This is a genomic window from Bradyrhizobium sp. 482_C4_N1_8 (assembly GCF_052075965.1).
Classification (GTDB): Bacteria; Pseudomonadota; Alphaproteobacteria; order Rhizobiales; family Xanthobacteraceae; genus Bradyrhizobium; species Bradyrhizobium barranii.
In genome coordinates this window covers 1072285-1097175 of sequence record NZ_CP197231.1, presented here as the reverse complement: position 1 = coordinate 1097175, position 24891 = coordinate 1072285, and the positions used below count along the sequence as shown (strand labels likewise).

General features: G+C 62.6%; 31 protein-coding genes and 1 pseudogene. 6 read left to right on the top strand and 26 right to left on the bottom strand.

Annotated elements, in window-relative coordinates; translation table 11 throughout:
- Positions 1-124: 124 nt before the first annotated feature.
- On the top strand, positions 125-478 hold the full coding sequence (locus tag AB7Z56_RS05145) for a hypothetical protein (protein WP_063980900.1): 354 nt from the start codon (positions 125-127) through the stop codon (positions 476-478).
- 10 nt (positions 479-488) lie between these two features.
- Here the strand turns inward: AB7Z56_RS05145 and AB7Z56_RS05140 are convergent, their stop codons facing one another.
- The 13 genes from AB7Z56_RS05140 to AB7Z56_RS05080 form a co-directional block, all read right to left on the bottom strand.
- Entirely contained in the window at positions 489-926 is a 438-nt protein-coding gene (locus AB7Z56_RS05140; protein WP_084794956.1) for a VirK family protein, read from the bottom strand.
- A 75-nt stretch (positions 927-1001) separates the two neighbouring features.
- On the bottom strand, positions 1002-1313 hold the full coding sequence (locus AB7Z56_RS05135) for a chorismate mutase (protein ID WP_063980899.1): 312 nt from the start codon (positions 1311-1313) through the stop codon (positions 1002-1004).
- Positions 1310-1999, bottom strand: a complete 690-nt coding sequence (gene ureG, locus AB7Z56_RS05130) for an urease accessory protein UreG (RefSeq protein WP_063980898.1) — start codon at positions 1997-1999, stop codon at positions 1310-1312. Before ureG ends, AB7Z56_RS05135 begins: the two co-directional genes overlap by 4 nt.
- Positions 1996-2694: an urease accessory protein UreF gene (locus AB7Z56_RS05125; RefSeq protein ID WP_063980897.1), complete on the bottom strand. Its 699-nt coding sequence runs from the start codon at positions 2692-2694 to the stop codon at positions 1996-1998. Before AB7Z56_RS05125 ends, ureG begins: the two co-directional genes overlap by 4 nt.
- 23 nt (positions 2695-2717) lie before the next feature.
- On the bottom strand, positions 2718-4421 hold the full coding sequence (gene ureC, locus AB7Z56_RS05120) for an urease subunit alpha (RefSeq protein ID WP_231143845.1): 1704 nt from the start codon (positions 4419-4421) through the stop codon (positions 2718-2720).
- Positions 4422-4433: 12 nt separating this feature from the next.
- On the bottom strand, positions 4434-4772 hold the full coding sequence (locus tag AB7Z56_RS05115) for an urease subunit beta (RefSeq protein ID WP_063980895.1): 339 nt from the start codon (positions 4770-4772) through the stop codon (positions 4434-4436).
- Complete coding sequence (locus tag AB7Z56_RS05110; RefSeq protein ID WP_231143844.1) at positions 4769-5344, bottom strand: HupE/UreJ family protein; 576 nt, start codon at positions 5342-5344, stop codon at positions 4769-4771. The genes AB7Z56_RS05115 and AB7Z56_RS05110 overlap by 4 nt, the downstream gene beginning before the upstream one ends.
- A gap of 9 nt (positions 5345-5353) precedes the next feature.
- A complete protein-coding gene (locus AB7Z56_RS05105; protein WP_028148889.1) occupies positions 5354-5656 on the bottom strand; it encodes an urease subunit gamma in 303 nt (100 codons plus the stop codon).
- A 26-nt stretch (positions 5657-5682) separates the two neighbouring features.
- The gene (locus tag AB7Z56_RS05100) at positions 5683-6474 is read right to left on the bottom strand and encodes an urease accessory protein UreD (RefSeq protein WP_084794955.1); all 792 of its coding nucleotides are present in this window, start codon (positions 6472-6474) and stop codon (positions 5683-5685) included.
- A gap of 231 nt (positions 6475-6705) precedes the next feature.
- Positions 6706-7980 carry a beta-propeller fold lactonase family protein gene (locus AB7Z56_RS05095; protein ID WP_063980893.1) on the bottom strand — a complete coding sequence of 425 codons (1275 nt, stop codon included), beginning with the start codon at positions 7978-7980 and terminating at the stop codon, positions 6706-6708.
- 62 nt (positions 7981-8042) lie between these two features.
- Positions 8043-8624: a cytochrome P460 family protein gene (locus AB7Z56_RS05090; RefSeq protein ID WP_063980892.1), complete on the bottom strand. Its 582-nt coding sequence runs from the start codon at positions 8622-8624 to the stop codon at positions 8043-8045.
- A gap of 24 nt (positions 8625-8648) precedes the next feature.
- Positions 8649-9257, bottom strand: a complete 609-nt coding sequence (locus tag AB7Z56_RS05085) for a cytochrome P460 family protein (protein ID WP_063980891.1) — start codon at positions 9255-9257, stop codon at positions 8649-8651.
- 247 nt (positions 9258-9504) lie between these two features.
- The gene (locus AB7Z56_RS05080) at positions 9505-11043 is read right to left on the bottom strand and encodes an amidase (RefSeq protein ID WP_063986067.1); all 1539 of its coding nucleotides are present in this window, start codon (positions 11041-11043) and stop codon (positions 9505-9507) included.
- Positions 11044-11265: 222 nt separating this feature from the next.
- Here AB7Z56_RS05080 and AB7Z56_RS05075 point away from each other — a divergent pair, with 222 nt between their 5' ends.
- The 4 genes from AB7Z56_RS05075 to AB7Z56_RS05060 are packed head-to-tail and all read left to right on the top strand — an operon-like array spanning position 11266 to position 13162.
- Positions 11266-11883 (top strand): sulfite oxidase-like oxidoreductase, encoded by a 618-nt coding sequence (locus AB7Z56_RS05075; RefSeq protein WP_063980890.1) that lies wholly within the window; start codon positions 11266-11268, stop codon positions 11881-11883.
- Positions 11870-12631 carry a ferredoxin reductase gene (locus tag AB7Z56_RS05070; protein WP_063980889.1) on the top strand — a complete coding sequence of 254 codons (762 nt, stop codon included), beginning with the start codon at positions 11870-11872 and terminating at the stop codon, positions 12629-12631. Before AB7Z56_RS05075 ends, AB7Z56_RS05070 begins: the two co-directional genes overlap by 14 nt.
- Positions 12632-12636: 5 nt before the next feature.
- On the top strand, positions 12637-12903 hold the full coding sequence (locus AB7Z56_RS05065; RefSeq protein WP_224517587.1) for a DUF6510 family protein: 267 nt from the start codon (positions 12637-12639) through the stop codon (positions 12901-12903).
- Positions 12869-13162, top strand: coding sequence for a hypothetical protein (locus AB7Z56_RS05060; protein WP_187387914.1), 294 nt, complete (start codon positions 12869-12871; stop codon positions 13160-13162). Before AB7Z56_RS05065 ends, AB7Z56_RS05060 begins: the two co-directional genes overlap by 35 nt.
- Positions 13163-13191: 29 nt before the next feature.
- Here the strand turns inward: AB7Z56_RS05060 and AB7Z56_RS05055 are convergent, their stop codons facing one another.
- The 7 genes from AB7Z56_RS05055 to AB7Z56_RS05025 form a co-directional block, all read right to left on the bottom strand.
- Complete coding sequence (locus AB7Z56_RS05055) at positions 13192-13602, bottom strand: DUF2000 family protein (RefSeq protein ID WP_063980886.1); 411 nt, start codon at positions 13600-13602, stop codon at positions 13192-13194.
- Positions 13603-13725: 123 nt separating this feature from the next.
- Positions 13726-14496, bottom strand: coding sequence for an SDR family oxidoreductase (locus AB7Z56_RS05050; RefSeq protein ID WP_063980885.1), 771 nt, complete (start codon positions 14494-14496; stop codon positions 13726-13728).
- Positions 14497-14528: 32 nt separating this feature from the next.
- Entirely contained in the window at positions 14529-15419 is an 891-nt protein-coding gene (locus AB7Z56_RS05045; RefSeq protein ID WP_063980884.1) for a zinc-binding dehydrogenase, read from the bottom strand.
- 41 nt (positions 15420-15460) lie between these two features.
- A complete protein-coding gene (locus AB7Z56_RS05040) occupies positions 15461-16330 on the bottom strand; it encodes an alpha/beta fold hydrolase (RefSeq protein WP_063980883.1) in 870 nt (289 codons plus the stop codon).
- A 187-nt stretch (positions 16331-16517) separates the two neighbouring features.
- Positions 16518-17420, bottom strand: a complete 903-nt coding sequence (locus AB7Z56_RS05035) for a helix-turn-helix transcriptional regulator (RefSeq protein WP_231143842.1) — start codon at positions 17418-17420, stop codon at positions 16518-16520.
- Between the two features lie 370 nt (positions 17421-17790).
- Positions 17791-18405 (bottom strand): response regulator transcription factor, encoded by a 615-nt coding sequence (locus tag AB7Z56_RS05030; RefSeq protein ID WP_063980882.1) that lies wholly within the window; start codon positions 18403-18405, stop codon positions 17791-17793.
- A gap of 2 nt (positions 18406-18407) precedes the next feature.
- Positions 18408-20054: an ATP-binding protein gene (locus AB7Z56_RS05025; protein WP_063980881.1), complete on the bottom strand. Its 1647-nt coding sequence runs from the start codon at positions 20052-20054 to the stop codon at positions 18408-18410.
- 6 nt (positions 20055-20060) lie between these two features.
- On the opposite strand from AB7Z56_RS05025, the pseudogene AB7Z56_RS05020 reads away from it, so the two are divergent.
- Positions 20061-20690: pseudogene (locus AB7Z56_RS05020) on the top strand (TMEM175 family protein); the annotation flags it as partial.
- A 283-nt stretch (positions 20691-20973) separates the two neighbouring features.
- On the opposite strand, the gene AB7Z56_RS05015 reads toward AB7Z56_RS05020, so the two are convergent.
- The 6 genes from AB7Z56_RS05015 to AB7Z56_RS04990 all read right to left on the bottom strand — a co-directional run bounded on the left by AB7Z56_RS05015 (position 20974) and on the right by AB7Z56_RS04990 (position 24677).
- Positions 20974-21486 carry a YkgB family protein gene (locus AB7Z56_RS05015; protein WP_084794953.1) on the bottom strand — a complete coding sequence of 171 codons (513 nt, stop codon included), beginning with the start codon at positions 21484-21486 and terminating at the stop codon, positions 20974-20976.
- A gap of 19 nt (positions 21487-21505) precedes the next feature.
- On the bottom strand, positions 21506-22192 hold the full coding sequence (locus AB7Z56_RS05010) for a sensor histidine kinase (protein WP_063980879.1): 687 nt from the start codon (positions 22190-22192) through the stop codon (positions 21506-21508).
- A 37-nt stretch (positions 22193-22229) separates the two neighbouring features.
- Positions 22230-22484: a hypothetical protein gene (locus AB7Z56_RS05005; protein WP_063980878.1), complete on the bottom strand. Its 255-nt coding sequence runs from the start codon at positions 22482-22484 to the stop codon at positions 22230-22232.
- A gap of 134 nt (positions 22485-22618) precedes the next feature.
- A complete protein-coding gene (egtD, locus tag AB7Z56_RS05000; protein WP_063980877.1) occupies positions 22619-23578 on the bottom strand; it encodes an L-histidine N(alpha)-methyltransferase in 960 nt (319 codons plus the stop codon).
- 77 nt (positions 23579-23655) lie between these two features.
- A complete protein-coding gene (locus AB7Z56_RS04995; RefSeq protein ID WP_084794952.1) occupies positions 23656-24315 on the bottom strand; it encodes a sigma-70 family RNA polymerase sigma factor in 660 nt (219 codons plus the stop codon).
- A complete protein-coding gene (locus AB7Z56_RS04990) occupies positions 24312-24677 on the bottom strand; it encodes a response regulator transcription factor (protein WP_063980875.1) in 366 nt (121 codons plus the stop codon). The genes AB7Z56_RS04995 and AB7Z56_RS04990 overlap by 4 nt, the downstream gene beginning before the upstream one ends.
- Between the last annotated feature and the right edge of the window lie 214 nt (positions 24678-24891).

The window sequence follows — 24891 nt, the reverse complement described above, 5'->3', positions numbered from 1 at the left end:
CACCGCCGCACCGGCAATTTTTTCAAGCTGCCGATGAGCGCGAGCCCGGAAACATCGGGAAATCCAACGAAAACATCTGGCACGCACGTTGCTTGCCCTTCGCGATCGTCTCGAGGGGCCGAACATGCAAGTCACGCCAGGAGCATCAATCTTCGGCTACCAGCCTGCAAAAGCCGGCTCAACGACCGGTGCATCGAAGCCGCCGGTGACCGACAATGGTGGGCCCTCGCAAGCCAACGAAGATGGCGCATCGGGCGACAGCAGCGTCGTGCAGGAATTCCTGAAATACGCGAAGATGAATCCCTTCGACCGTATGCGGGCTGCCATTCTGAAGAGCATGAATCTCAGCGAGGCCGACCTCGCCAACATGACCCCGGACCAGAAAGCGGCGGTGGAGCAGAAGATCCGGGACGCCATCGAAAAGCAGCTGGAGAAGAAGGGCCAGCAGCCCGGCAGCCTGGTCGACCAGTCCGCGTAACGACCGCGCATCACCAGTGGAATGTCGCGCCTTTTCCAATCTCGCAATCGAATGCCGTATCCTTGAGAACGGCGTCATTGACGGCATCCAGGACCATCGTGCGCGCCTCGATCCTGCCGTTTGGGTGCACCCTGAACGACAGGAATTCCCTGACCGCCTTGTCCGGTCTCACCGTGAAATGGGTCGTTGCGAAAGCGATCGTCCCGTCAGGCTGGATCATGTATCCGTCAAACCGCATGCTGGCCTTGACCGGAGGTCCCGCCGCGCCCGTGCCGTGAACTTGACAGGCTGAAAGGTCGACGAGCATGCGAAATTCCTTGCCATCGACGATCGCCTTGTTCAGCGCCGCATAGTCGGCGTTTCCGGGTTCGTCCGCGATCGCGGGGTGCGTCCAGAAGCTCGCTACGATCGCCAGAGCGGCGGCGCAGCTGCGCAGATCATTCGACAAATGTGGCTCCCAGGGATGGCGGCTCTCGGCTGGACCTCGTTTCGCCGGAGCAGGCTTGCGATGATATTCGTCGCTCTAGCCGGCTCCCGACTCGAACTTCACCGCCTCATGATTGGTGATGACTTCTCGAACGACCAGGGCATGCAGCTTCCGGGTAAAATCCGGATCGAGCCCGCTCTGTGCGGCGAGGATGCGAAGCCGTTTCAATTGCGCCGCTTCACGTCTGGGATCCCGGGATTCCAGTCCATGCCTGGCCTTGAGCTCTCCGATCGCGTCCGTACAGCGAAAGCGCTCTGCGAGCAGGTGCACCATCGCCGCATCCAGATTGTCGATGCTGCGGCGCAGCCTGGCCAGATCGCCGGCAAACTCCTGGTCATCATCCGTCATCGATCGGCACCTCCAGACAGCGCCGCGGCGGACAACCCGCCCTTCTGCAGAATGAAGCCCGCAATCTCATCGACACCTTGGCCACTCTTCAGATTGGAGAAGATGAACGGTCGCGCGCCTCGCATCCGCCGCGCGTCCGCTTCCATGATCTCCAGATTCGCGCCCACCATGGGAGCCAGATCGATCTTGTTGATCACCAGCAGATCGGATCGCATGATCCCCGGCCCTCCCTTGCGCGGGATCTTCTCTCCGGCGGCGACGTCGATGACGTAGACGGTCAGGTCCGCAAGCTCCGGGCTGAAGGTGGCGGCGAGATTGTCGCCACCCGACTCGACGAAGCAAAGCTCCGCGTCCGGAAACTTCAGGTTCATGTCGTGGATCGCCGCCAGGTTCATCGAGGCGTCCTCCCGTATGGCCGTATGCGGACAGCCACCCGTCTCCACCCCCATGATGCGCTCCGCCGCCAATGCCTGCGCGCGGGTCAGAATGAGCTGATCCTCCTTGGTGTAGATGTCGTTGGTGATGACGTAGATCTCATAGAAATCGCGCAGGTGCTTGCACAGCGCCTCGACCAGCGCCGTCTTTCCGGAACCGACCGGACCGCCGATTCCGACGCGCAGCGGCCCGTTGGTTGCCGCAATGCCGGGTGTGCGGAGAGACCTGCTCTCGTGTTCAATCGTCTTCATGACCGAAACAACCTCGTATATTGGAGCTCGTGTGCGATGGACGCGAGCTCAACCATCAGGCCCGCCGAACCGAGATCGTCGACCGTCTCACGGCTTGCGACTTCACTGCGCGACAGGATCGGCAGCTCGAGCGCCGCGATGGCAAGCTGACCGTCGGTCTGACCGAGAGGCACCAATCGCACGCCCGCGCTCACCAGATTGGCGACATAGCTGTGCAGGAATGCCGGCAGCGCGATGTCGACGGCAATCCGCTCGCGCGCCGCTCGCGCTCCGAGCAGGACGGCCAGCACCGGCGGACATTTCGGATCTGAGAAGATGTCCAGAATTCGATCCGGCCAGACACTGCGAAGGGTCGTAAGGCACGCAGACGATTGCTGGGCGGATTCGAGCACGAATTCGGATGTGCCGCGGGAAGCGGCTGCGAGTTCGGCCAGATCCGGGAGCTGGTCCTCGGCGCCCTCGGCCACGCATCGGTAGGCTTCGCTGAAGAAGATGGCTTCGTTCCGGCCCGAGCCGTAGCAAAGGTCGGCCTCGAGCCAATCGATCAGGCTGCGCCGATCGGAGACATAGCCGGCCTCCACCGCCCACTCCAGTCCGTGCGAGTAGCTGTAGGCCCCGTTCGGGAACGACGGCGAGAGCCAGCTCTGCAGCCTCAGGAACGCCAGCGCCGTATGTCCATAACTCTGGTCTGTCATCGCACCACCATGCCGGCAACGCGTCAGTACATGAAATAGCGCTGCGCCATCGGGACCACATTCACCGGCGGACACGTGAGCAGCCGTCCGTCGGCCCGCACCTCGTAGGTTTCGGCATCGACCTCCATGCGGGGCAGCGCGTCGTTGAGGATCATGGAATGCTTGCCGATCGATCGCGTGTTCGAGACCGGCAGGAGTTGCTTGGCCAGGCCCAATTGTCTCGTCGTTTCGAGCGAGGCCTGACTGACGAAGGTCACAGAATTTCTGCCGGGAGAACGGCCGAAGGCACCGAACATCGGCCGGTAATATTCCGGCTGAGGCGTCGGTATCGACGCATTGGGGTCGCCCATGATCGCGGCGACGATCATGCCGGATTTCAAGACCATGTCGGGCTTGATCCCGAAGAACGCCGGATCCCAGACGACGATGTCCGCGAGCTTCCCGACCTCGACCGAACCGACATGGCGTGACATTCCCTGCACGATGGCCGGATTGATCGTGTATTTTGCGACGTAGCGCCGCGCCCTGAAATTATCGTTCTGCCCGGTCTCCTCCGGCAACCGCCCGAACTGCTTCTTCATCTTGTCGGCGGTCTGCCACGTCCGCGTGATCACCTCGCCGACGCGCCCCATCGCCTGGCTATCCGACGACACGATCGAGAACGCGCCGAGATCGTGCAGGATATCCTCTGCGGCAATCGTCTCCTTTCGGATGCGGCTTTCCGCGAAGGCGACATCCTCCGGAATGCGACGGTCCAGATGGTGGGTCACCATCAGCATGTCGAGTGCTTCGTCGAGCGTGTTCGCGGTGTAGGGACGCGTCGGATTTGTCGAGGCCGGAATGACGTTGCTCTCGCCGCAGACCTTGATGATATCAGGCGCGTGCCCGCCGCCGGCCCCTTCCGTATGGGCCGCATGGATCGTCCTGCCCTTGAACGCGGCGATCGTGCGCTCGACGAACCCGCCTTCGTTCAGGGAATCGGTGTGGATCATGACTTGCACGTCCATGTCGTCCGCGACAGAGAGGCAGCAGTCGATCGATGCGGGCGTTGCGCCCCAGTCCTCGTGCAGCTTCAGGCCACACGCGCCGGCTTCGATCTGCTCGACCAGGCCCGCGGGTAGGCTCGCATTGCCCTTGCCGAAAATGCCGAAGTTCATCGGGAACCCATCCAGCGCCTCGAGCATCCGATGGATGTGCCATGGCCCCGGCGTACAGGTCGTCGCCGTCGTCCCAGCGGCAGGTCCGGTGCCGCCACCCATCATGGTCGTGACGCCCGAGAAAAGCGCCTCGTCGATCTGCTGAGGGCAGATGAAATGAATGTGCGTATCCATTCCGCCGGCGGTGATGATCTTGCCCTCGCCCGCGATGATTTCCGTCCCCGGCCCAATGATGATCGATACACCCGGCTGTACGTCGGGATTGCCCGCCTTGCCGATGGCGGCAATGAGCCCGTCCCTGATCGCGATGTCGGCCTTGACGATTCCCCAGTGATCGAGGATCAGCGCATTGGTAATGACCGTATCGACCGCGCCCTGCGCGCGCGTGAGCTGCGATTGTCCCATGCCGTCGCGAATGACCTTGCCGCCGCCGAACTTGACCTCCTCGCCATAGATGGTGAGGTCCCTCTCGGGCTCGATGAACAGGTCAGTATCCGCCAGGCGCACCCTGTCGCCGACCGTGGGGCCGAACATCTGCGCATAGGCAGCGCGGCTCATCGTGTGGGACATGTCTTCCTGACCTTATTCGTTGGCGCCGGACGCATCGTTTCCTGATTCCAGAGGTCCCATCACGCCGCCGCTGAAGCCGTAGATGCGCCGCGCTCCGGCAAACGGGATCAATGAGACCTCGCGCGACTGACCCGGCTCGAATCGCACGGCCGTCCCGGCCGGGATATCGAGGCGGCACCCACGGGCAAGGGATCGATCGAACGCGAGTACGGCGTTCACTTCGGCGAAGTGATAATGGCTGCCCACCTGGACCGGCCGGTCGCCGGTGTTGGCTACGGCAATCGATGGTCCGGTCCGGTCCCCGTTCAGGACGATGTCGCCGTCAGCCGGAATGACCTCCCCGGGAATCATGCCACGCCTCCAAGCAGCAGCAGCCCGACAAGGCCAGCGCATACGCCCGCCGCGCGAAGCAAGCTTCGTCTGGTCGCGTTTCCTCCTGAGAACCCGATGACCATGCCGGTCAGGAGAAGAGCGGCGGTCGCCGTCGTGAAGCCGATCACATAGGGGACAAGCATCGCGGCGGCTTCAGTTCCGTGGGCGTGACCATGGAAGAACGCGAACAGGCCGACGGCCGCCGCGCCCAGCATGACGGGCATCCTGAATTCGAACGCAACGAACGCTGCCAGCGCCACCACCGAGAGGCTGATCGCCGCCTCCACAAATCCCAGCTCAAGTCCTGCGCTTGCCGCGGCGAAGCCGCCCAGCATCGCGATCAGAAAGGTCAGCGGCCACACGGCTCTCGCGGATCCGCCCACGAGCGCGCTCCACGTTCCCACCAACGTGACCGCAATCAGATGATCGGCGCCGCTGAACGGATGGACGAGACCGGCGTCGAACGAACTGCCCGCGCCCGGAATGGGATGAGCGAAGGCCGGCGCCGCAAGCAGGCTCAACGCAGCGACGCAAATCGGGATGATGCGCATCATCGGCTCCTATCGGATCGGGTTGTGCACCGGGACAAGCTTGGTCCCGTCCGGAAACGTTGCCTCGACCTGGATCTCGCGGATCATTTCCGGGATGCCCTCCATGACCTGGTCGCGGCGCAGCAGCCGGCCACCTTCGGACATCAGATCCGCGACCGATCGTCCGTCGCGGGCGCCTTCCATGATGGCATCCGAAATCAATGCGATGCTTTCGGGATAATTCAGCTTGACGCCTCGCGCGAGCCGGCCGCGCGCAACGATCGCGGCGAGGGCTATCATCAGCTTGTCTCGTTCCCGTGGCGTCAGATTCAAGATGCTCCTCCCACCTGGCCGCGCTGCTAACAGGACCACATCTTCGGCACTCCGAAGGGACCGGATCCGAGCTCATGGTCGAGTTGATCGAGGAAGCGGCGCAGACCTCGCCTGAGGTCCACGCTTGCAATCGCGGCGACCCGGACCACGATGATCGCGCCCACGATCGTGACGCCGCACGCGCATTCCAGCGAAGCACCGATCTCGCGCAATCTCTCGAGCCGGGCCTCGAGACCCGGACCGAAATAGATCATTGTCGCGATCGCCTTCCAGTTCGAGAGCAGCGCCGTCTTCCGAAGCTGCGGGAGCGCCTGGTCTGAGGCGAGGAAGCCATCCGCCCACACCAGACGGCCGTCGACCCTGACGCGCCAACTGTCCAGGATATGTCCGGCAAGAACCTCCTCGCCGCTTTCGATGCGGCCAAGAACCAGCCACTCGAGGGCAATCAATTCGGTACCCGAGTTCACATCGATCTCGGTCTGCCGCGCGATGCGCGCCTGGTTGAAGACGATCGTCTCTTGCGGAAGCCACGCAAGCCGGGCATTTCCCTCAGCCCTTAACCGCGTCCGGATTCGCGCAGGCCGATCCAGCGCCCGATAGACCTTCTCCGCGGCCTGCGTGGTCACCGCGACCGACGCATTCCCTTGAGCGACCACCTCGATCCTGATCTCGTCGCCGCCTGCGACACCGCCCGAGGTATTGATGAGGACCGCCTCCTTGCGCCGACGATCGTCGACATTCGGGAAGGCAACGGCCATCGGAAACTTCTGATAGACGTTGATGATCTCCGTGCCGTTTGCGGCGCCGGAGAACACCACGCGAGCTTCCCCGGCAGCGCGCTGCAGATCGAATTTTTCCGTGGCGCTCTGCCCTTCTCCCGGTTGGCCGGGATGAGCCGCGGATGTCCCGCGAGAGCGCTCGTGAATTGCTTCAAACATCCGTCTCGGGGCTCATGATTGACCGTGTGTGTCTCGCATATCGGCGAGGGAGAGGCCGGGCGTGGAACGGCAATGCCGACCACGCCCGGACCTCATGTCGCGAAACCGGGATCAGAAACCCGCAAGACCCTGGGAGCCGTTGTACGGGATCTTGACGCTGCCGATCTCCTTCAGCGAACCGTCCGGCTGGGTGCTGTAGCTGACCAGCTTCGAGGCGTTGCCGTAGATCTGATAGAGATAGGCGCCGTCCGGCGAGATCCAGCTATCGCTGGGACCGCTCGTCACGGTCCCGTTCAATCCCCTCGCGGTGCCGTCGCCGGGAACCTTCGGGCACGCCGGATCGCACGCAATCTCCAGGCCGCCACCATTGATGCGGTAGCTGCTGATGTTGCTGTAGCCGAAGTTCGTTGCGTAGATCGTGCGATCATCGGGAGCGACGGCCAGCCAGCACAGCTCGGACGGCAGGCCCGCGCTGGTGTCGATCTTGACGAGCGGGCCGATCTTGATCGAGCCGTTCTTCTCGATGGTGCAGATGGAGCATCCGTCGCCGACGGCATAGCCGATCACGAACGTATTCGGACGCTGATTCAGGAACGCGATGTAGAACGGAGAACCGCCCTTCGCATCGTAGAACCTGGCCGTGCCGAGCGAGCCGTCCTTTTGCAGGGCGAACACGGCAAGGCCGTCCGGATCCGGTGCATTCGACGCAATCGAGTGCAACGCGCCGCCGGCGCGCTGGACCCAGAGAATCGGCGAGCCGTCGGGATACAAGCCGGTGAGCGCGATCGGCTCATCGAAAGTGGTGCCGACAAGCACGAGCTCCTCGTTGGGCGAGACCACGACCATGGTGGAGACACGGTTCCGCTTGCTGTACGTATTCACCGTGTATCGCTCGGGCCGCGTCTTGAGCATGCCTTCGGCATCGACCGACATCAGCCGAAGATGATCCGGTCCGAACGCGTGCAGCACGAAGAGGGTGCGCGTCGACGGAGCGAAAGCCAGCGATTTGGCCGTGCCACTCCTGCCCTCGACCGGGTTGCCGGTCGACTTCACGTCGAGCAGCGTGAGACGACCGTCGCTCTCCAGGCGGAAGCTCGAAACGGAATTGTCTCCGCCATTGGTCGCAAACAGAAAGCGCCGATCGGATGTAATGATGACGCTTCCTGCACCCTCGTAAGAGTTGGGCGCGCTGTCCTGGCCGCTGATCGGCTTGAATTCACCGGAGCCGGCGCCGCCCGTCTTGATACGCGCGACCTCGGCCAGCTTGCCGTCCGCCTGCCGCGTGTAGTGAATAATGGCGTTATCGATCTCATTGGTCTGGATATAGAGATGGCCAGTCTGCCCCTTCGACATTCCCATCTCGCTCGCCGTCGCTTCTTTAGCCATCTCTCGCTCCTTTGATGATTGGCTTTGGTAAATCGAATGACTTTCGGTGACCTGCACCATTGCTATGGCTTCAGCGGAGGGTATCCATCGACGTAAACCCAGTCGGACGCCCGCACGGGTACATGGCACGCCTGGCATTGCGCCCTGTAATTCGTCGTCGTCGTTTTCGAGTGATCGCCCGCGTCGAACCAGGACCATCCCCAGCCGTCGCCCCACAACGCGCTCTCCGGGTGACGGTTCGCGGTGTCCTTCACCATGACGAACCATCCCTTCAAAGCATCGGCGCGGCTGACGGTACCGGTCGTCATTTCAGAGGTTGCCGCCTTGAACACTTCCTTGACCAGCACCGCACCGTCCGGGAAGCGCTTGTCCTTCCGATAGGCGTCGATCACTCCGGGCGAGGCGTACACGACGTGAAGCTCCTTCGAGCCGTGAGTGTCGTCTGCCGCAATCGCCCAGCTTCCGAGGAGCTGATAGGTCGTACGATAGTCATCGGGCACGTGCAGATGCCCGTCGCGGTCGGCGACACTCGCACCGGTCGAAACGCCATCCGCCGCGTTCGCCGGCAGCTGTGACTGCCTGACCGCGGCCGCGATCCCGAGGATCACGACGACGGCGACACAGGCGGCTTTGAGGATTTTCATGCCGATCTTCCGCCGATTACGCGGTCACCGCGCGTCCTTGTTGTCCAGCAGCGGATAGAACTGGGTCCAGACCTCATCCTTCTTGGCGTTGGCGATATGGCAGTAGGCGCACTCGTCCTTCGACTTCACCTTGGCCGTCGGCGCCTTCGGTTCGTGGTGATTGAAGTTGAAATAGCCCCACCCGTTGGTGTCGGCGAAGCGCTTCGAATCCTTGACGGTCACGTCGGCGCCGTTCCACTTGCCCGGGAAGTAGCCCCGTCCCGACGCTTCCGTTCGCGAGCCGTCGGCGTTCTCCTGCGGCAACGTCAGCTGCAGCTCCTTGAACAGGATCGTCCCTTCGGGGAATTCGCTGGTCTTCTTGTAGATCGCGTACGAGCCCGGCTCGATATAGACGTTGTGGAATTCCGGGAAGTTCGCCTGTCCGCCGTTGAGGGCGTTCGGCGTCAGCGGCGAGCCGACATAGACCCACTCGTGGAAATTCTTCGGCAGGAGCAACTGCCCGTCCGCGGTGTATTCCGGCAGATAGCGCGTATTGCTCTGGGCATTGCTATCCCTAAGCGATCCGAAGAACAGAATCGTTGCGACCGCACTGCCTACGATGACCGCCGCTGCTGCCTGGACTCCCACGCGCATTGTCTTCTCCCGCGACTGCGGCCGAACGCGCGAGGCGCCGGCACAATTGACCTGTCGAGAGATGACTTAGCCAGTCGCGGAGGATCCTGCGCGCTGGGGATTGCTTCCGCTTTGGCCATCTTGATGCATTCCGTGCCGAACCTGCGATCGGTGAAGAGGTTGACGCTGCGGAAGCAGGACGCGCGGCCCCAATCGGCGCCGCGATCGCGGCGCGGACGGCCATGGAAGCGACCGAGAGGGTGCAAGGTCAGCGGGTGAGGTCTGAAAGCGGGGCTGTTCTCAGGGGGCGCTCGCGGCAGATCCGGTAGTTGTCCTGCCAGGGACGAAGCCGCTCGAAAGCCGCGCTCGCCGCCAGCACGTCGAAGTCGGCGTTTCGCCGACCTATGATCTGCATCCCGACCGGAAGCCCGTCGGACAGACCTGCTGGAATTGAGGCTGCCGGATGGCCCGTAAAGTTGACGAAGTAGGTCAGGGCCCATCCGATCAGAGGATCTATCTCGACACCATTGATCGACTTCGGCCCAGCCGTGTTGCCGTCGCTGGCGTTGTCGACCGGCGGGCACGCGACGGTCGGCGTGACCAATAGATCGAATCTTTCAAGGACGTTCTGGAAGGCATCGTAGACCTCCGACCGGACAGCCTGGTCGCGGAAGAAATCGAGCCCCGACACGCGATTGGTCTTCTCGACCCAATCCATGTATTCAGGCGGAAAGTCGTCGCGATGCTTGCCGAACAGATCGATGCCGTCGCGCTTCATGTTCTCGATCGCCTGCAGGTTCAGAAGCATGTAGAGACGCGACCAGACGTCGCTCAGCTCCCGTTGCGAGCGAACGATGCCGAGCTTCACTTCCTCCACATGAGCGCCGGCTTCCTCGAACGCCTGTACCGCGCGGCGGACCGTCGCCGCGACTTTTCCGTCGACCGGAAAGACGTCCAGATCCGGACTATAGGCAATCTTGAGGCCACGGATCGAACGACGGGTCGCCGCGGTGAAGTCGACGGGCGGCTCGATCAGGCTGAAGGGATCTCGCGGATCAGGGCCGGCAAGTACGTTCAACGCAATTGCGGCATCTTCGACCGTCCGCGTGATGGGCCCTTCGAACAGGAACGGAGAGTCGGCCACGCCGAACGCGTTGGGACGCACGAGGAACGGCACGCGTCCGAACGACGCCTTGTAGCCATAGACCCCACACCAGGCCGATGGGATTCGTATCGAGCCGCCGGCATCCGTGCCTTCTGCAATGGGTAGCAGTCCATCGGCGACCGCCGCGGCGCTTCCTCCGGATGAGCCGCCCGTGTTCTTGGCAAGATTGAACGGGTTGCGCGTGGGACCAAACAGGTAGTTGTCGCAGGTGCCCCGGAATCCCATGAGAGGGCTGTTGGTCTTGCCGAGGAACACGGCCCCCCCACGCTTCTCCATGCGCTCGCAGAACACGCAGTAACCGTTCACGACGTGGTGCTTGAGCGCGCGGATGCCGCCCAGGCTCGCAGGCCAGCCCGGCTTGAAGTCGAACAGATCCTTGAGCGCCGACGGAATGCCGTGCAGTGGGCCCCACGACTCGCCTGCGACCAACGCGCGCTCGGCCTCTTTCGCCCTCGTGCGGGCGCCGTCGAAATCGAGATAAACCAGCGCATTCAGGCTCGGGTTGCGCGCTTCGATGCGCCGGATGAACGCATCGACCACGTCAACCGGCGACAGATCACGTCGCCGGATGCGAGCTGCCAGTTCGTGCGCGGTGAGGTAAGCGAGTTCGTCGGAATGCAAGGACCGGCTCACGCTCGACATCGTCTCCTCCTTCTGAACCACTTCAGGACGAAGCCGCATTTGACATTGAAACAGTTCTTGCCTGCGCAGCCGTGATTGCTTCGTCTTTCGCAATCTTGATGCATTCACCGCGACGGCCATCGACAAGGCATCGATCAGGGTTCATGTGCGCTGACGTGGGCTGCAGGTTACGCCGACGCGCGTTGGCACATCCCGCGCGTCACCGCACAAGGGCACGCTTCCATGGACCGACCTCCCGTTTCTCGCGGCTTCAAATCCAGGCGACAGGCACCCGAAGCCGCCCGGCTGCCGCCGGGTCAGTATCTGACGACCGACTTCCCGGTGCTGTCCGCCGGACCCACGCCGGATATCCGTGTCGCCGACTGGAAGATTGCGCTTCAACTCGGCGGATCGTTGCTGGGGAAATGGACCTGGGACGAATTCGAGGCACTGCCCCAGACCACGATCGCGGTCGACATTCACTGCGTCACCAAATGGACCAAGCTCAGCACGGTCTGGCAGGGCGTCAGCTTCGACGACCTTCTCAAGGTGGTCGGGCTGAGCGAGCCGCCGAACGCCTATGTCATGGCGCATTGCGACGGCGGATACACGACGAACCTTCCGGTGACCGACCTGGTCGCGGGAAAGGCGATGATCGCGACCCGCTATGAGGGCCTGCCGCTCGCCCCGGCGCACGGCGGCCCCGCGCGACTCCTGGTGCCGCATCTCTACTTCTGGAAGAGCGCAAAGTGGCTGCGAAGGCTCCGCTTCATGCCCAAGGACGAGCCCGGGTTCTGGGAATCGCGTGGTTATCACAATTATGGCGATCCCTGGCGGGAGCAGCGCTATGACGGCGACTGATGCGCCTCTGCAGCAGCCCAGCATCGCGTGGCAGACCGGTCGCGTGCAGGCCATCGTGACTGAGACAAGCCGGGTGAAGAGCATCATCCTGCAGCCGGCCAACTGGTCCGGGCACTGGCCCGGCCAGCACGTCGACATCCGTCTCACCGCCGATGACGGCTATCAGGCCGAACGAAGTTACTCGATCGCATCGCCTCCGGAAGAAAAGCTGCTCGCTCTCACCGTGGAACGGGTCGAGGACGGTGAGGTGTCGTCCTATCTCCTCGACGAATTGCAGGTTGGTGATGCTCTCGAATTTCGGGGGCCCATTGGGCTGCATTTCATCTGGAGTCAAACGCGCGGTGGACCGATTTGCCTGGTCGCGGGCGGTACCGGGATTACGCCTTTGATGGCCATGTTGCGCCACCGCAGGAGGTCGCTCGCACGCATACCGGCATCATTGATCTATTCGGCACGCAGCCTTGCCGAAATCGTGTATCGGGATGAACTCGCTACGATGGCTCGCGGCGATCGCGACCTCCGCCTGGTCTATGCGCTCACCCGCGAGCATCCGAGCGACTGGAACGGACATCGGGGACGGGTCAACGAGGCGCTGCTCGCAGAGAACAGCTTTACGCGCGAGCAGAATCCCACGTTCTTCATTTGCGGTCCCACCGGGTTTGTCGAGGGCATCTCGAGCATGCTCGTGAAGCTCGGCTTCGACCCTCTCGCCATAAGAACCGAGCGTTTCGGGCCAACAGGAGCATGATCGCCATGGCAGACAACATCGCCGACCTCATTCTTGGCGGTGACCCCGGCACACATTTGCTTCAAGAAGCCTTTGCCTTTGACATCACCCTGACGAAGATCCGGTGCGCGGCATGCAACACCGTGTCCTGCCTTGGCTCTCTCGCCGTCGACGGCGGGCCGCTGGAGGCGCTCGTCAAATGCGCCGATTGCGGAAGCGATCTGATGAAGGCGACGCGCACTCAGAGGGGATGTGTCCTTGAAATGCACGGTGCCCGGCACCTGTACTTCTGAATGCCGCGCCCGATCGCCCGCCAAGCCCCGAAATCAAAGACCCGCCATGCACGGTGAAGACATCCACCTCGCTGAAATCGAGCGCCAGATTGCCGCCACGGCGGCGAAGCTTCGCGAGCTGATTGAACAGTCGGCCTCACATGTCGCCGCGATGAGCGAAGAGCTCGTCGGCCAGCGAATTGACGATCAGGCCGCGCGGCTCGAGATTCTGATCAGGCGCCGCGACGAGCTCCTCAGAGCCAGATCTGGCGAAGACTGAAAAGGACGGCCGGGGCAGATCGGGAAGCGTCAGCCGTGAAATTTCAACCCGTCGACGATCTTGTCGATCACCTTGCGCTCGGCGCGCATCGAAATTCCAACCAGATTCAGGTCTGTGCGGGAAACGGCCTTCACGACCTCGCGGTTGGCGGCGTCGTGAGCGGTCCTGAACATGTCCTCGGTATAGAGCCCCGGCGTCACTCCGCGCGTCAGTGCGCGATCGAGCGCGCGAGATAGCGCCGCGCGGTCGGCGCCATAGATCAGGATGGGCTGGCCGATCAACGGCAGATATTTCGTCCCGGAGCCGTCTTCGTAGGGGTCGCCGATGCAGGCCGGAAAAGCCGCCGCGATCCCGCTGGCGAGGAAAGAGGCCACGTTCAGCTTCTGCCACGGCTCAAGGTCGGTGCGGACCACGACCGCGATCTTGGTGTCAAACTGCATGACGGTTTTGCCGCTATTCCTCAGCGCTCGCGAAGAGCGAAAGAGCCCTTACTCCATGCTTGCGCGCATCGAACGCTTTTGCAAGTGGGCCACTTCCGCGGACGGCCTTCGGGTGAAAACCGATTATATCGATTTCACCTCGCCGCCGTCCATCCGCAATGCCGAGCCGGTCATCCAGCGCGCGCCGGGCGATACGAGGAACGCCATCAACTCGGCAATCTCTTCCGGCTCACCGTAACGCGCGATCCCGGCGTCCTTGGGAAACTTCGCCGTGGCTTCCTCGACGGTCATGTTGTGCAGGGGCGCCCAGTGCTCGAGGTAGGAGCGGCGGCGGCCCGTCATCACCGGCCCCGGCAGGACGCTGTTGACCTGGACGCCATCGCTGATTCCCTTGTCGGAGAACGCCTTTGCCAAGGCGACGATTGCAGCGTTGATGGTGCCGACCGCGGCATAGGGCGCCTTGGGGAAAGAGGCCGAGTTTCCCGACATCAACACCACCGCCCCCTGCGCGGCCATGAGCGACGGCCAGGCGGCGATCGTGAGCCGCCGGGCGCCATGCAGCTTCAACGCCAGTCCGGCGTCCCACTGTGCTTCCGTCGTCTCGAACAGATCGACCTGAGGTACCGCGCCTGCGATATTGAGCAGGGCATCGATCCGGCCGAACGCCGCCAAGGTCTGGTCGACGACAGATTGAGCGGCACGAGGTTCGGCCAGATCGGCATCGATCACCAGCACCCCGGCGCCGGCGGCCCGGACCGCCCTTGCGGTGTCCTCGAGATTGGCGCGGTTTCGCGCGACCAGGGCAAGCGCCGAGAAATCGCGCGCCAGGCGTACCGCGGTCGCCCGGCCGATTCCCTGGCTCGCCCCCGTCACGATGGCGACTGATTTCGACATATGAACCCTCCCGAATACCAAGCTTGCAAATATCAGTCGCGAACAACGACCATCTTTCCGACTGCCTCGTTCGCCTCCATGACGCGATGCGCCTCGCGAATCTCGTCGAAGCGAAAGACCCGCGCCGGCTTGACGTCCAGCCGGCCGGCCGCCGCATCGGCGGCGATTTCCCGCAGCGGCACGTCGGAGAGCGGGAACCCGGGCGTGCCGAACACGAAGCTGCCGAAGAAGGTCAGGTAGACGCCGCTCGGCATCTGCAGCAGCGGGTTGAAATCCGGAATCGGATCAAGCCCGCCGAGCCAGCCGGCGAGACAGGAGCGGCCGCCGCGGCGAAGCATGGCGAGAGTGTCGAGCACGACGCTGTTGCCGACGAGGTCCAAGACTGCGTCGACCTGCTTCGCCTCGGGCAGATGCTTCGAGAGATCGCGCCGTTCGATTTCGCAGCGCGCGGCTCCGAGCTTCTCCAGCAGGGCAAAGCGTTCCCGGCTGCGCGTCGTCGCGATGACCCGCGCGCCGGCATTGACCGCAAGCTTGAGTGCGGCCTGACCGAACGAGGACGTCGCTCCGCGAATGACGAGAACCTGACCTTTCGCGAGATCGAGATTTCGGAAGAGACAGGTCCATGCCGTCGCGAAGGTTTCGGGGATCGCTGCGAGCTCGGCCCAGGGCAAATCCGCATCGATCGATGCGACGTTCGAGACCGGCGCACGCGTGTATTCGGCGTAGCTGCCGTTGATGGTTCGACCGAGACCGCCCATCAATGCGGCCACCTTGGCGCCCACCGGAAATTCTCCGCCCGGGCACGACTTGCCGAATCCCTTGACCTCGATGACGGCATGACCGAGCTGCGGCTCCGGCTCCGGAACGTCTCGATAGACGAGGCTGTCCAAGCCACCGAATTTTTCAAGAACGATGGCGCGCATGATGGCTCTCCCGACGTTTCTCGCGGCGAGGGAAGCGGCGGTTACCCATTCGAATTCAGCTGGCCAAGAAAATCACCGATCGAAGCTGCGATCTCCCGCGCGTGAGTCTCGAGCGCAAAGTGCCCTGTGTCGAAGAAGCGCACTTCGGCGCCCGGCATGTCGCGCTGAAACGCCGTCGCGCCCGCCGGCAGGAAAAAGGGATCGTTCTTGCCCCAGACCGCCAGGAAGGGCGGCTTGTGCTTGCGGAAGTAGGCCTGGAATTCCGGATACATGGCGACGTTGGTCCTGTAGTCGCCGAAGAGATCGAGCTGGATCTCGTCCGCGCCTGGGCGCTCGAGATAATGGTTGTCCAGCGTGAAGCCATCAGGGGAGATCAGGGAGGTGTCAGGCACCCCGTAGGTGTATTGCCAGACCGTCGTCTCCGGCGAAAGGAATGATCGCAGCACCGCCCGATTCGCTTGCGATGCATCTTGCCAGTAAGCCCGGATCGGGCTCCAGCCATCGCTCAATCCCTCCTCATAGGCATTGCCATTCTGCGAGATGATGGAAACGATGCGCTCGGGATGCCGAAGAGCCATCCGAAAGCCCGTCGGCGCGCCATAGTCGAAGACGTAGAGCGAGAAACGGGCGAGTCCGATGACTTCTGTGAACCGTTCGATCACCTGCGCCAACGCGGCAAACGTATATGCAAAGCTTTCGCGAGCCGGCATGTCGGACTGGCCGAACCCGGGCAGATCCGGCGCCACCAGTCGGAAGCGATCCGAGAGTGCCGGGATCAACTCGCGGAACATGTGGCCGGCCGTCGGAAATCCGTGCAGCAGCAGCAAGGCGGGCGCGTCAGCCCGGCCAGCCTCCCGGTAAAATACGTTCAGTCCGTCCACGTCCGCCTTGCGGTATCGAATGCTCGTCATCTGCGGTCCCTCCCTCGACACCTGTTGCGCCCGGTGAAATCGATGTTCCGATGGCAGCCGATCCGAGGCGGTCTCACCTGGACATTTCGTGGCTCGGGGCGATCCGGTTACAGACTTCCCGGGGATTTCTGCCCGTACGAGGCTGCCTGTCGCCTGCTCTGCCCGATCTATCGTGCCTCGGATCTATTCATTCGAACCCCCTGCGATAGTCCGTAGGAGTCCAACCCGTCGCTTTGCGAAAGGCGGAGCTGAAGGAGCTCGTTTGCGCATAGCCCAGGCTGAGTGCGATGTCCGTAATCGATACCGCGCGATCCGCCAGCCGCAGCTTGGCGAACTCCATGCGTCGCTGCACCTGATACTGGTAGGCCGGGATTCCGAACGACTTCTTGAAAGCGCGGCAGAAGTGGTGAACGCTGAGCCTGACGAGCTCGGCGAGCTTGAGGAGGCAGACCTGTTCTCCCAGATGCCCCTCGACGTACTCGACCACGACACGCTTCTGCCAACCCGCGAGACCTCCACGACTGACCGCTGCCGGTTCGCGAACAACATCGTGATCAGACCTGGAAAGCTCGTGGGCGAGCACGCCGCAGAGCGCTTCGAGGTAGGGCGCGCAATTCGTCTCGGCGCTCTCGATCGCCTTCTTCAATTTGGAGGCGGTTTCCCAGACCAGCGGATCCTCGAAGTATATTCTCGGCGCGAGCCCGGCCGCGCTGTCGTCGGACTTGTGAAGCGCGGCGGGATCGAAGTAGAGGAAGGTCACCTGCGCAGACGAGGCAGTCTCATGCCATTCCCGATAGGCGCGTCCCGCCGGGACAAAGGTCAGCCTGTGCTCGGAGCCGCGCAGCTTCGACGAGCAGAGGCCATCGATGGAGGTCTCACCGCTTTTCCGCGCTCCCTCGTTGTACAACGCCAGGAGATGTCTCGACCCCTGAAAGCGAAATTCAATCCTGTTGCCGACCGGGAGGTGAACGCTCTCCGAAAACCACCAGCGCCAGCCTATCCCAAGGCGCTTCACCGGCTCGGAAGGCGTTATGCTGACCGTCGGATGAAGCGCTGCGTCGGACGGCCTAGAAGACAGCGTCTCGTCCACCGGCCGGATTGGCGAAGCGGAGACCGCCATCCGTGGCGTGCTCTCACTCGAATTTGATACGTACATCCCCATCGTCGTCGCCCTGTTCTGTGCTCCGGATGGCCGCGTCCAATCGTCAACGAATTTCTGCACGGAGGAGATGCCCTGGTCGCCTGGATACGGGCGTTGAAGCCGCAAGCTGCACGTGACGTTACCTCTCCGGTCAAGACGCGCTGCCAACGCCGGCTGACAGCACCGCACAGGGGCAACATGCTTTTCATCGCCCCCGCGGACAATCTCACGCTTGTGCTGTTCCGGCCCATACTTAGGTATGGGTCGCGTGCATTGAAGGCGCCGAGATGATTCAGCACGAGATGCCAGTCCCGAAGCTTCAGCCCTGGAGTTGGAGCGCTTCTGCCATTCGGACGAGCATTGCCGCGGTTTTTGCCCCGAGCTTCCGCATCACGCTGCCACGATGCATCTTGACTGTCGCTTCGCTGATCGAGAGCTCGCTGGCGACCTGCTTGTTCATCAGACCGGATGCCACCAGCGTCATCACTTGCCGCTCGCGCGTGGTCAGGAGTGCAAACTTCTCCTGCAACTGCGTCAGGTGCGCGCTGTCGTCGCGCCGATCGATGTCCTTTCGGATCGCGGCCGTGATCGCATCGAGAAGGTCCTGATCCCGTATCGGCTTGGTGAGAAAATCGACCGCCCCCAGCTTCATGCCTCTTACCGACATGGGAATGTCGCCAAAGGCGGTCATCAGGATCACCGGGATTCCGACATTGATTTTCGTCAGGTACTCCTGCAGCTCCAAGCCACTCGTGCCGGGCAATCTGACATCGAGCACCAGGCACGCAGGGGCATCCGACAGTTCGACCTTGAGGAAATCCGAGGCTGATCCGTACAGGGCGACCTTGTAGTGCAGGGACTCGAGCAGATCGCCAAGGGACTCGCGAACCGCGCGGTCATCGTCGACGATATGAACAACGCCGGAAGGAGGCATGTCTACCGGCTTTCCGACGTCTGAACCGCCTGGCGAAGCGGGAGAGCGAAGGTGAACTTCGCTCCGCACCTCCCGTTTTCTTCCACCCATAGCTGTCCTCCGTGGAGTTTCACTATCTTGCGGCAGATCGACAGTCCCAGACCGAGTCCCGCTCCCTTCGTCGTGTAGAGCGTCTCGAAGACCCGCTCTCTATCAGCCGGGCTGATGCCGCCCCCCGTATCCGCGATTGCCACGGAAATCATACCATCGGCGACCCCCGAAGAGAGGGCCAAAATGCGGTTCCCGTCCTCGACCCCGGCCATGGCCTCGATCGCGTTGCGCACGAGGTTGAGGGCGACCTGCTGGACCTGAACACGGTCTGCTTCGACACGCGGCGATGATCGATCGAAGTCGGTACGGACGATGACCCCGGCTCGCTCGATTTCCCTGTTCGACAGAAGCAGAACCTCCGCAACCGCATCGTTGATATCGAACTCGGCAAAATGGACCTGCGTGCCCCGCACGAGAGAGCGGACCCCGGTCACAACCTCCGCAGCTCGACGTGCCTGTCTGATGATGCGTGCGACCGATTTGCGGGCCTCCGCGGCCTGAACGGGATCCCGGGCGAGCCACCGGAGGCAAGCTTCCGCGCTCATGATCATGCCCGTCAGCGGCTGGTCGATCTCGTGAATGATCGAGCCGGCGAGCTCGCCAAGGGACGTCAGACCCGTCGCACGCGCAAGCTCGTTTCGCGCGTCGGCGAGAGCCTGCTCCGCCGCCTTCCGTTGCGAGACATCCGTGATGATGCCTTCCAGCTCGAGGTCTCCCGTGGGCCCCTCATCGAATTGCCCAACGGCGACGACATGCAACGTCTTGCCGTCCCGGTGGATCACGCGGTACTCGTGGGTGAATGGCGACTTCGTGCTGATCGCCTCGGTGAGGTCTTGCTCCAGCGCGGGATAATCCTCGGGATGGACCCGGCTCCTGAACACCTCGAAGGGCACGGGGTTCACGTCCAGGTCGATATCCAGGATGCGGTAACATTCGCGCGATCCGCGCGAGAGCAGGGTCCGCGTGTTCCAGCGATAGCTGCCCATCCCGCCGATCTGCTGCCCTCTGACCATCCACATATTGGTCTCGCGCAGCGCCTCGAACAGGCGGACGGATTCGAATGAGACGGCGGCCTGATTGGCCAGCATGGATGTCACCCAGACGCATCGCGGCGTGAAGATCTCCGCATCTCCATCCGCTTCGAGATAGAGAACGCCGATCGCCCAGTGCTGGTGAATCAACGGCAGGCACAGCTGCGCTATCTTTCCAGACGGCGGGTTCGCGGGATCGATCAGTGCGGAGCTCTCCGCGCCGGCTTGCCTCACGACCGTTTGCTTTCGATCGAGCACCTCTTCGGCAAGGTCGCTCGGCAGGCGGAATTCGGCGTGCGGCGGGAAGGAGGCAAGGAAGTTCGCCCTCTCGCGCGGGAAGCTCGCATCGGCCTTGGCAAGCAGCTCTCTTTGCCCGCTGAGCAGGATCGCCCCCCGACTGGCCCCGGAGTAGCTCAGCGCCTCCATGAGGAGAGCCTTGGCCAATCCCTGATAGCTGATTTCTCTCGAGATAATCTGAAACGCCTTTGCGACCAGATCGAGTTCGTGCGTCTCGTTATCAAGCCTCATACTGAGATGTCTCGTCGTGAAAATCATTTCCAGACGTCTCGACGCATCACCCCGCCGCTTGCGTATCGAGGGGTGGGACGAGAGCGCGTCAGTACGCCGCAACATGTAACGGGACTTGCGAACGTTGCCAAGTTTGGTCGCGAGAGCCGCGGTTCACGAGCCCGCGCCGTGCACGTCGTTGCGCATTGCCCCGATTTTTTTCGAAGCAGCTGTAACCGATGCGACGTTTGCTCCGAATGTCTACGAAAGTGCGGAGCAGCGGCAGTGCGCCCCGCTGGCCGTCGGCATGACTCGCCTGCTGTTCAGGCCCGATCGGGGCGTCGAGACACTGCCGCGCAGGCCTGCATCGGCAAGGAAACAGGAATGATGACCGCGGACTCTCCGAAGACAAAACGCCTGAATGCCCTCTCGGACGCGGTTTTTGCAGTCGTTATTACAATTCTCGCCCTGGACCTGCGCCCGCCGCACGCTCCGAGCCTCAATGCTCTGTTCGAACTCTGGCCGACCGTCATCGGCTACGCAGTCAGCTATCTCTTCATCGCCATCGTCTGGGTGAACCATCACCATCTTCTGCACTATGCCAGCGCGGCGACGCCCCGATTGATCTGGGGAAACTTCGCTCATCTGTTTTCCGTATCGCTGCTGCCGTTCTCGACAGCCTGGATCGCGAGCTCAAAGCTGGCGCCGCTGCCCGTCACCGTCTACGCCGGCGTATTCGCCCTGGTGAACGCGACCTATCTGCTGCTGTGCTGGGAAGCCGTCGACCGGCCGGCGATCGAGGCGATCCCGGACAAGGCGCGCATGATGATGCGGATGCGATCCTTGACCACCCTGTTCGGCTTCCTCGCCGCGGCGGCCGTCTCGTTGCACTATCCCATTCTCGCGCTGGCCATGATCTGCATCTGCCTTGCCATGTATCTCAAGCCTCAGGTCTCAGGACACGGGCCGCATCTTGCTTCAGCAGATACAACGATACCGCAAGCAGCACGACATCCTTCATCAGGAACGGAACGTTACCCGTCATCGCCGGAAAGCCGCCTGCAGCAGCGTCCCAACCGTCCGGCATAAACGGAATGATCGTGACTGTTGCGATGAAGGTACCGGTCGATCCAAGGGCGCCCAGAATGCCGAGCCGCTTGCTCCAGAAGCCCGCGAATATCAAAGCACCAAAGGTCCATTCGGCGACGCCGAGGAACCAGCTGGCGCCTTGATGGCCGAACGCGGGATAGAGCCACCAGATCAGCGGACCGTTGCTGATGAAGGGGTCCAGGCGGTCCGCCTCGTACGCCCACCATTTCTGGTAGCCGAAGAAGAAGAACAGGATCACCATCGACGCCCGGACGATGTGGTAATCGAGGTCTCCCGCAAGCAGCCCCGATATCGGCAGCCTGCTTGCGAACGATTTGCGCTGGGCTCTCGCCAATGTACTCATGGTGCCGATCCTCCTGATCCTAACTGACAGGCCCTTGCGCGGTCAGCGCCTGACCGAGATCGATCAGAAGCCGGCAGACAAGGCCGTCGGGTGCGAAGTCGAGATCGACCTGCGCGCCCGGCAGGGCCCTTGCGATCAGTTGCGTGCCAAAGCCCTTGCGTACTGGCTTGGTCACAATCGGTCCGCCGCGCTCGCGCCACTGGATCGCAAGACCTTGTCCGCCGAGATAGGGCGGGCTTTCCCAGATCACCTCGACGGCTCCTGCCGTCGATGTCAGCGCGCCGTACTTGCTCGCGTTGGTAACCAGCTCGTGAATGATGACGTGCAGCGCCAAGGCGATGTGCGGCTCCAGTGTGAGGTCCGGCCCCGCGAGCAGAATGCGGCCTCTGTGAAACATCGCGTGCGGCTTGAGCGTTCGCTCCAGCATCGCCGCGAGAGACACGCGCTGCTCTCCCGCGGATTCGATCATCCTGTAGGCGTCGGACAGGGTCGCGATCCGTGCCGAGAGCGCCTCGCGAAAATCGGCGGTCGTATTCGCATCGGTGTTGTTCACGAAGCACAGAACGATGCTGAGGATATTGCGCATGCGATGCTGCAATTCCCTGACGACAAGCTCGAGCTCGTCATCCCGGATCGGGGCGATCCGCTCAAAGTGCGCGCACCCGCTTCCGCCGTCGTGGAACGAACCGGTGACAGTGTGCCTCATGTGCAGACCTATCGCTGTTTGCTGAACCGGATTTCGATCAACATCCGCGGCAGATTTTCAGCTTCTTGTCGAGATCTGCGTCCAGACCTTCCAGTTTCCGGTTGAAGTCGGTAATGCGCTTCTGCAACGCATCCTCGGCGACTGAATTCGGCATGAATTCATTGCCGCGCGGCTGCACCTGGACGGTCTCAGCCGGGCTCGGCGCTTTCGGCGACGGCGCCGGGAGCGGATCTGCCAGGGCGGTTAGAGGAATGGCGGCGAAGCTCAGGATGAGGGATGAACGGAGTTGCATGGTCGCGCCTCAACGCAGTTGATTGCCGTGATGACGCGCACATTATGCAGCATGTGTACGAGCCTCGCTGTTCGTGGATTGCGCCGATTGAGGCGATATTGTTGGAAATGATTCCGTCTGCGCCCCGATTCATCCTAGGGTGCCGCCGGCGCGGGCCTTTGCTCCGCGAGAATGACCGAGAAGAGCCCGCTGTCGTCAGTCCAATCGGCGACGGGATGCCATCCGCCGGCCTGCAGCAGGACGAAGGCATCCCTCCGCCCGTATTTGAGGCTGTTCTCCGTGTGGATGGTCTCGCCCTTCGACAACGAGAAGACGCGACCGTCGACCTCGAAGCGGACGTCGCGCGTGGCTTCCAGATGCATCTCGATACGCGCCTCCGCATCATTCCAGCGCGCCAAATGGCGAAACGCGCCCAGGGGAATCGAGCCGCCCAGCTCGCGGTTGATCCGGTGCAAGAGGTTGAGATTGAATGCGGCCGTCAGCCCTTGCGCGTCGTCATATGCTGGCAGCAGAACATCCTGATCCTTGATACGGTCGATGCCGATCAGCAGCATCGATCCGGCACCCAGGGTCACCGCCATCGCCCGCAACAGGTCGACCGCCGCAGGCACAGTGAGGTTTCCGATCGTCGACCCCGGAAAGAAGCCGAGGCGCGCAGTCGAGGCAATCTCGTCCGGCAGCGCAAAGGGATAGGTGAAATCGGCCTCGGTTGGATAGATCGGCAGTCCCGGGAATGCATGCGACAAGCCTACCGCAACCTCCCGGAGGAATTCGCCCGAGATGTCGATCGGCACATAGGCAGAAGGCTCCGTCTCTGCCAGCAACAGTCGCGTCTTTGCCGACGAGCCTGAGCCGAATTCTATGACTGCGCGGCCCGGCCCCGCGAGCGCGGCGATTTCCGATGCTGCGGACGCAAGGATCGATCGCTCGGTTCGTGTCGGGTAGTATTCGGGCAGCAGCGTGATGGCTTCAAACAGAGCCGATCCGCGGCGGTCATAAAGCCATCTCGCCGGAATTGCCTTTGGCGCGAGGCTCAGCCCTTCCATGATGTCATAGCGGAACGCCGCCGTCAGGTCGGCCACCGTAGATCGCATTTCGTTCTGGAGTTGAAGCAATTTCGGCTTTCCTTCGCACGACGTCTCGGTCGGCCCGGCCCGCGGCCGCAATGACGTCAGGATACCAATGTGGACAATTTCTTCAGGCCGCGATGGATATTGATCTTGACCAGGGCCGCCGACTGTCCGGTCGCACCGGCCGCTCGCGCGATGCTCAGACCATTAAGCTTCACGAGGCGGATCACGGTCTCTTGCGCAGGCTTCAACCGGCCAAGCAGCTGGTCCAGCGCAGCAGCGCTGATCGCGGCACCTTCGTGATCCTCGATTGCGATGTCTTCGTCGAGCGCGAGCGCGCTGTAGCGAGACGCATCGCGCACGCGATCGACCCATTTGTAGCGGGCAATCGCCGTAACCCAGGCGCCGAAGGGCTTCGAGGCCGCGAACGTGTGGCGTTTCGCGTGAATGGCCAGGAGCACCTCCTGCCTCGCATCGTCGGCGGCGGGATAGGGAAGCCGGCGCGCGTAGTAAGCCCGAAGCCACAGATCCAGCTCCCGCAGCAATCGCTCATATGCGTCTCCATCCCCTGCTCGCGCCGCAAGCAGAAGCCGGCCCCATCGCTCCGAACAATCGTTCCATCTCTCCCAACGGGCCGCCCTCCGGCGATCATGTCGCGGCGAATCCATATCCCCCCGGGGGCGTGCACGCCCCGGATCGTCGCCGCCAGACGATTGCGTCGCCATAGAGGACGTGATGTCGTCAGCCGAGAGCGCTTTCATCTTCGAAGGCTCCTGTCGAGACACTCAAGCAGCGCGCTCGTTTCGAACGGCTTTCTGAGAAGGCAGAATGCGCCGATCGAGGCCGCTTCGGCGTCCAGCTGCTTGTGAGGAAGCGCGGTAATGAGAATCACCGGCGCTCCGACCTTCTGCTGCTGGAGCTCGCGAACGAGGTTGAGCCCACCCATTCCAGGCATGTGAACGTCGGCAATGATGCAGTCGAAGCTGAACCGGCCGGCGTAGCTCAGCAGCGCTTCGGCCCTGTCAAACGGCTCGGAGCGGTAGCCGATCGATCGCATCAGATCCACCAAAGACAGGCACAGGGCCTCGTCGTCATCGACGACACCTACGTAAGGGACCTTCACCTGACTTACCCTCGCAAGACGCGATCATCATCGAAACGCGATCGCAACACGGGCGATTGAAGCGCAAGCCGCTCTCCAGTTGACCAGGCGGCTGCTGTCGTGACGTTCGATGCTTGTTCGCGAGAGGCACATGTTCGGTCTCCCCAACTGAGGAAAATCCAGTAGCTGCGCCAGGATCGGTTGCGCATGTCGGCCTCGAGCATGCGTTCGGTGG

What these genes read in the sequence shown, in the direction of transcription:
- AB7Z56_RS05145 (WP_063980900.1), top strand. Translation starts at nt 125, where the DNA reads ATGCAAGTCACGCCAGGAGCATCAATCTTCGGCTACCAGCCTGCAAAA.
- AB7Z56_RS05135 (WP_063980899.1), bottom strand. Translation starts at nt 1,313, where the DNA reads ATGACGGATGATGACCAGGAGTTTGCCGGCGATCTGGCCAGGCTGCGC.
- ureG (WP_063980898.1), bottom strand. Translation starts at nt 1,999, where the DNA reads ATGAAGACGATTGAACACGAGAGCAGGTCTCTCCGCACACCCGGCATT.
- AB7Z56_RS05125 (WP_063980897.1), bottom strand. Translation starts at nt 2,694, where the DNA reads ATGACAGACCAGAGTTATGGACATACGGCGCTGGCGTTCCTGAGGCTG.
- ureC (WP_231143845.1), bottom strand. Translation starts at nt 4,421, where the DNA reads ATGTCCCACACGATGAGCCGCGCTGCCTATGCGCAGATGTTCGGCCCC.
- AB7Z56_RS05115 (WP_063980895.1), bottom strand. Translation starts at nt 4,772, where the DNA reads ATGATTCCCGGGGAGGTCATTCCGGCTGACGGCGACATCGTCCTGAAC.
- AB7Z56_RS05110 (WP_231143844.1), bottom strand. Translation starts at nt 5,344, where the DNA reads ATGCGCATCATCCCGATTTGCGTCGCTGCGTTGAGCCTGCTTGCGGCG.
- AB7Z56_RS05095 (WP_063980893.1), bottom strand. Translation starts at nt 7,980, where the DNA reads ATGGCTAAAGAAGCGACGGCGAGCGAGATGGGAATGTCGAAGGGGCAG.
- AB7Z56_RS05090 (WP_063980892.1), bottom strand. Translation starts at nt 8,624, where the DNA reads ATGAAAATCCTCAAAGCCGCCTGTGTCGCCGTCGTCGTGATCCTCGGG.
- AB7Z56_RS05085 (WP_063980891.1), bottom strand. Translation starts at nt 9,257, where the DNA reads ATGCGCGTGGGAGTCCAGGCAGCAGCGGCGGTCATCGTAGGCAGTGCG.
- AB7Z56_RS05080 (WP_063986067.1), bottom strand. Translation starts at nt 11,043, where the DNA reads ATGTCGAGCGTGAGCCGGTCCTTGCATTCCGACGAACTCGCTTACCTC.
- AB7Z56_RS05075 (WP_063980890.1), top strand. Translation starts at nt 11,266, where the DNA reads ATGGACCGACCTCCCGTTTCTCGCGGCTTCAAATCCAGGCGACAGGCA.
- AB7Z56_RS05070 (WP_063980889.1), top strand. Translation starts at nt 11,870, where the DNA reads ATGACGGCGACTGATGCGCCTCTGCAGCAGCCCAGCATCGCGTGGCAG.
- AB7Z56_RS05065 (WP_224517587.1), top strand. Translation starts at nt 12,637, where the DNA reads ATGGCAGACAACATCGCCGACCTCATTCTTGGCGGTGACCCCGGCACA.
- AB7Z56_RS05055 (WP_063980886.1), bottom strand. Translation starts at nt 13,602, where the DNA reads ATGCAGTTTGACACCAAGATCGCGGTCGTGGTCCGCACCGACCTTGAG.
- AB7Z56_RS05050 (WP_063980885.1), bottom strand. Translation starts at nt 14,496, where the DNA reads ATGTCGAAATCAGTCGCCATCGTGACGGGGGCGAGCCAGGGAATCGGC.
- AB7Z56_RS05045 (WP_063980884.1), bottom strand. Translation starts at nt 15,419, where the DNA reads ATGCGCGCCATCGTTCTTGAAAAATTCGGTGGCTTGGACAGCCTCGTC.
- AB7Z56_RS05040 (WP_063980883.1), bottom strand. Translation starts at nt 16,330, where the DNA reads ATGACGAGCATTCGATACCGCAAGGCGGACGTGGACGGACTGAACGTA.
- AB7Z56_RS05030 (WP_063980882.1), bottom strand. Translation starts at nt 18,405, where the DNA reads ATGCCTCCTTCCGGCGTTGTTCATATCGTCGACGATGACCGCGCGGTT.
- AB7Z56_RS05025 (WP_063980881.1), bottom strand. Translation starts at nt 20,054, where the DNA reads ATGAGGCTTGATAACGAGACGCACGAACTCGATCTGGTCGCAAAGGCG.
- AB7Z56_RS05015 (WP_084794953.1), bottom strand. Translation starts at nt 21,486, where the DNA reads ATGAGTACATTGGCGAGAGCCCAGCGCAAATCGTTCGCAAGCAGGCTG.
- AB7Z56_RS05010 (WP_063980879.1), bottom strand. Translation starts at nt 22,192, where the DNA reads ATGAGGCACACTGTCACCGGTTCGTTCCACGACGGCGGAAGCGGGTGC.
- AB7Z56_RS05005 (WP_063980878.1), bottom strand. Translation starts at nt 22,484, where the DNA reads ATGCAACTCCGTTCATCCCTCATCCTGAGCTTCGCCGCCATTCCTCTA.
- egtD (WP_063980877.1), bottom strand. Translation starts at nt 23,578, where the DNA reads ATGCGATCTACGGTGGCCGACCTGACGGCGGCGTTCCGCTATGACATC.
- AB7Z56_RS04995 (WP_084794952.1), bottom strand. Translation starts at nt 24,315, where the DNA reads ATGAAAGCGCTCTCGGCTGACGACATCACGTCCTCTATGGCGACGCAA.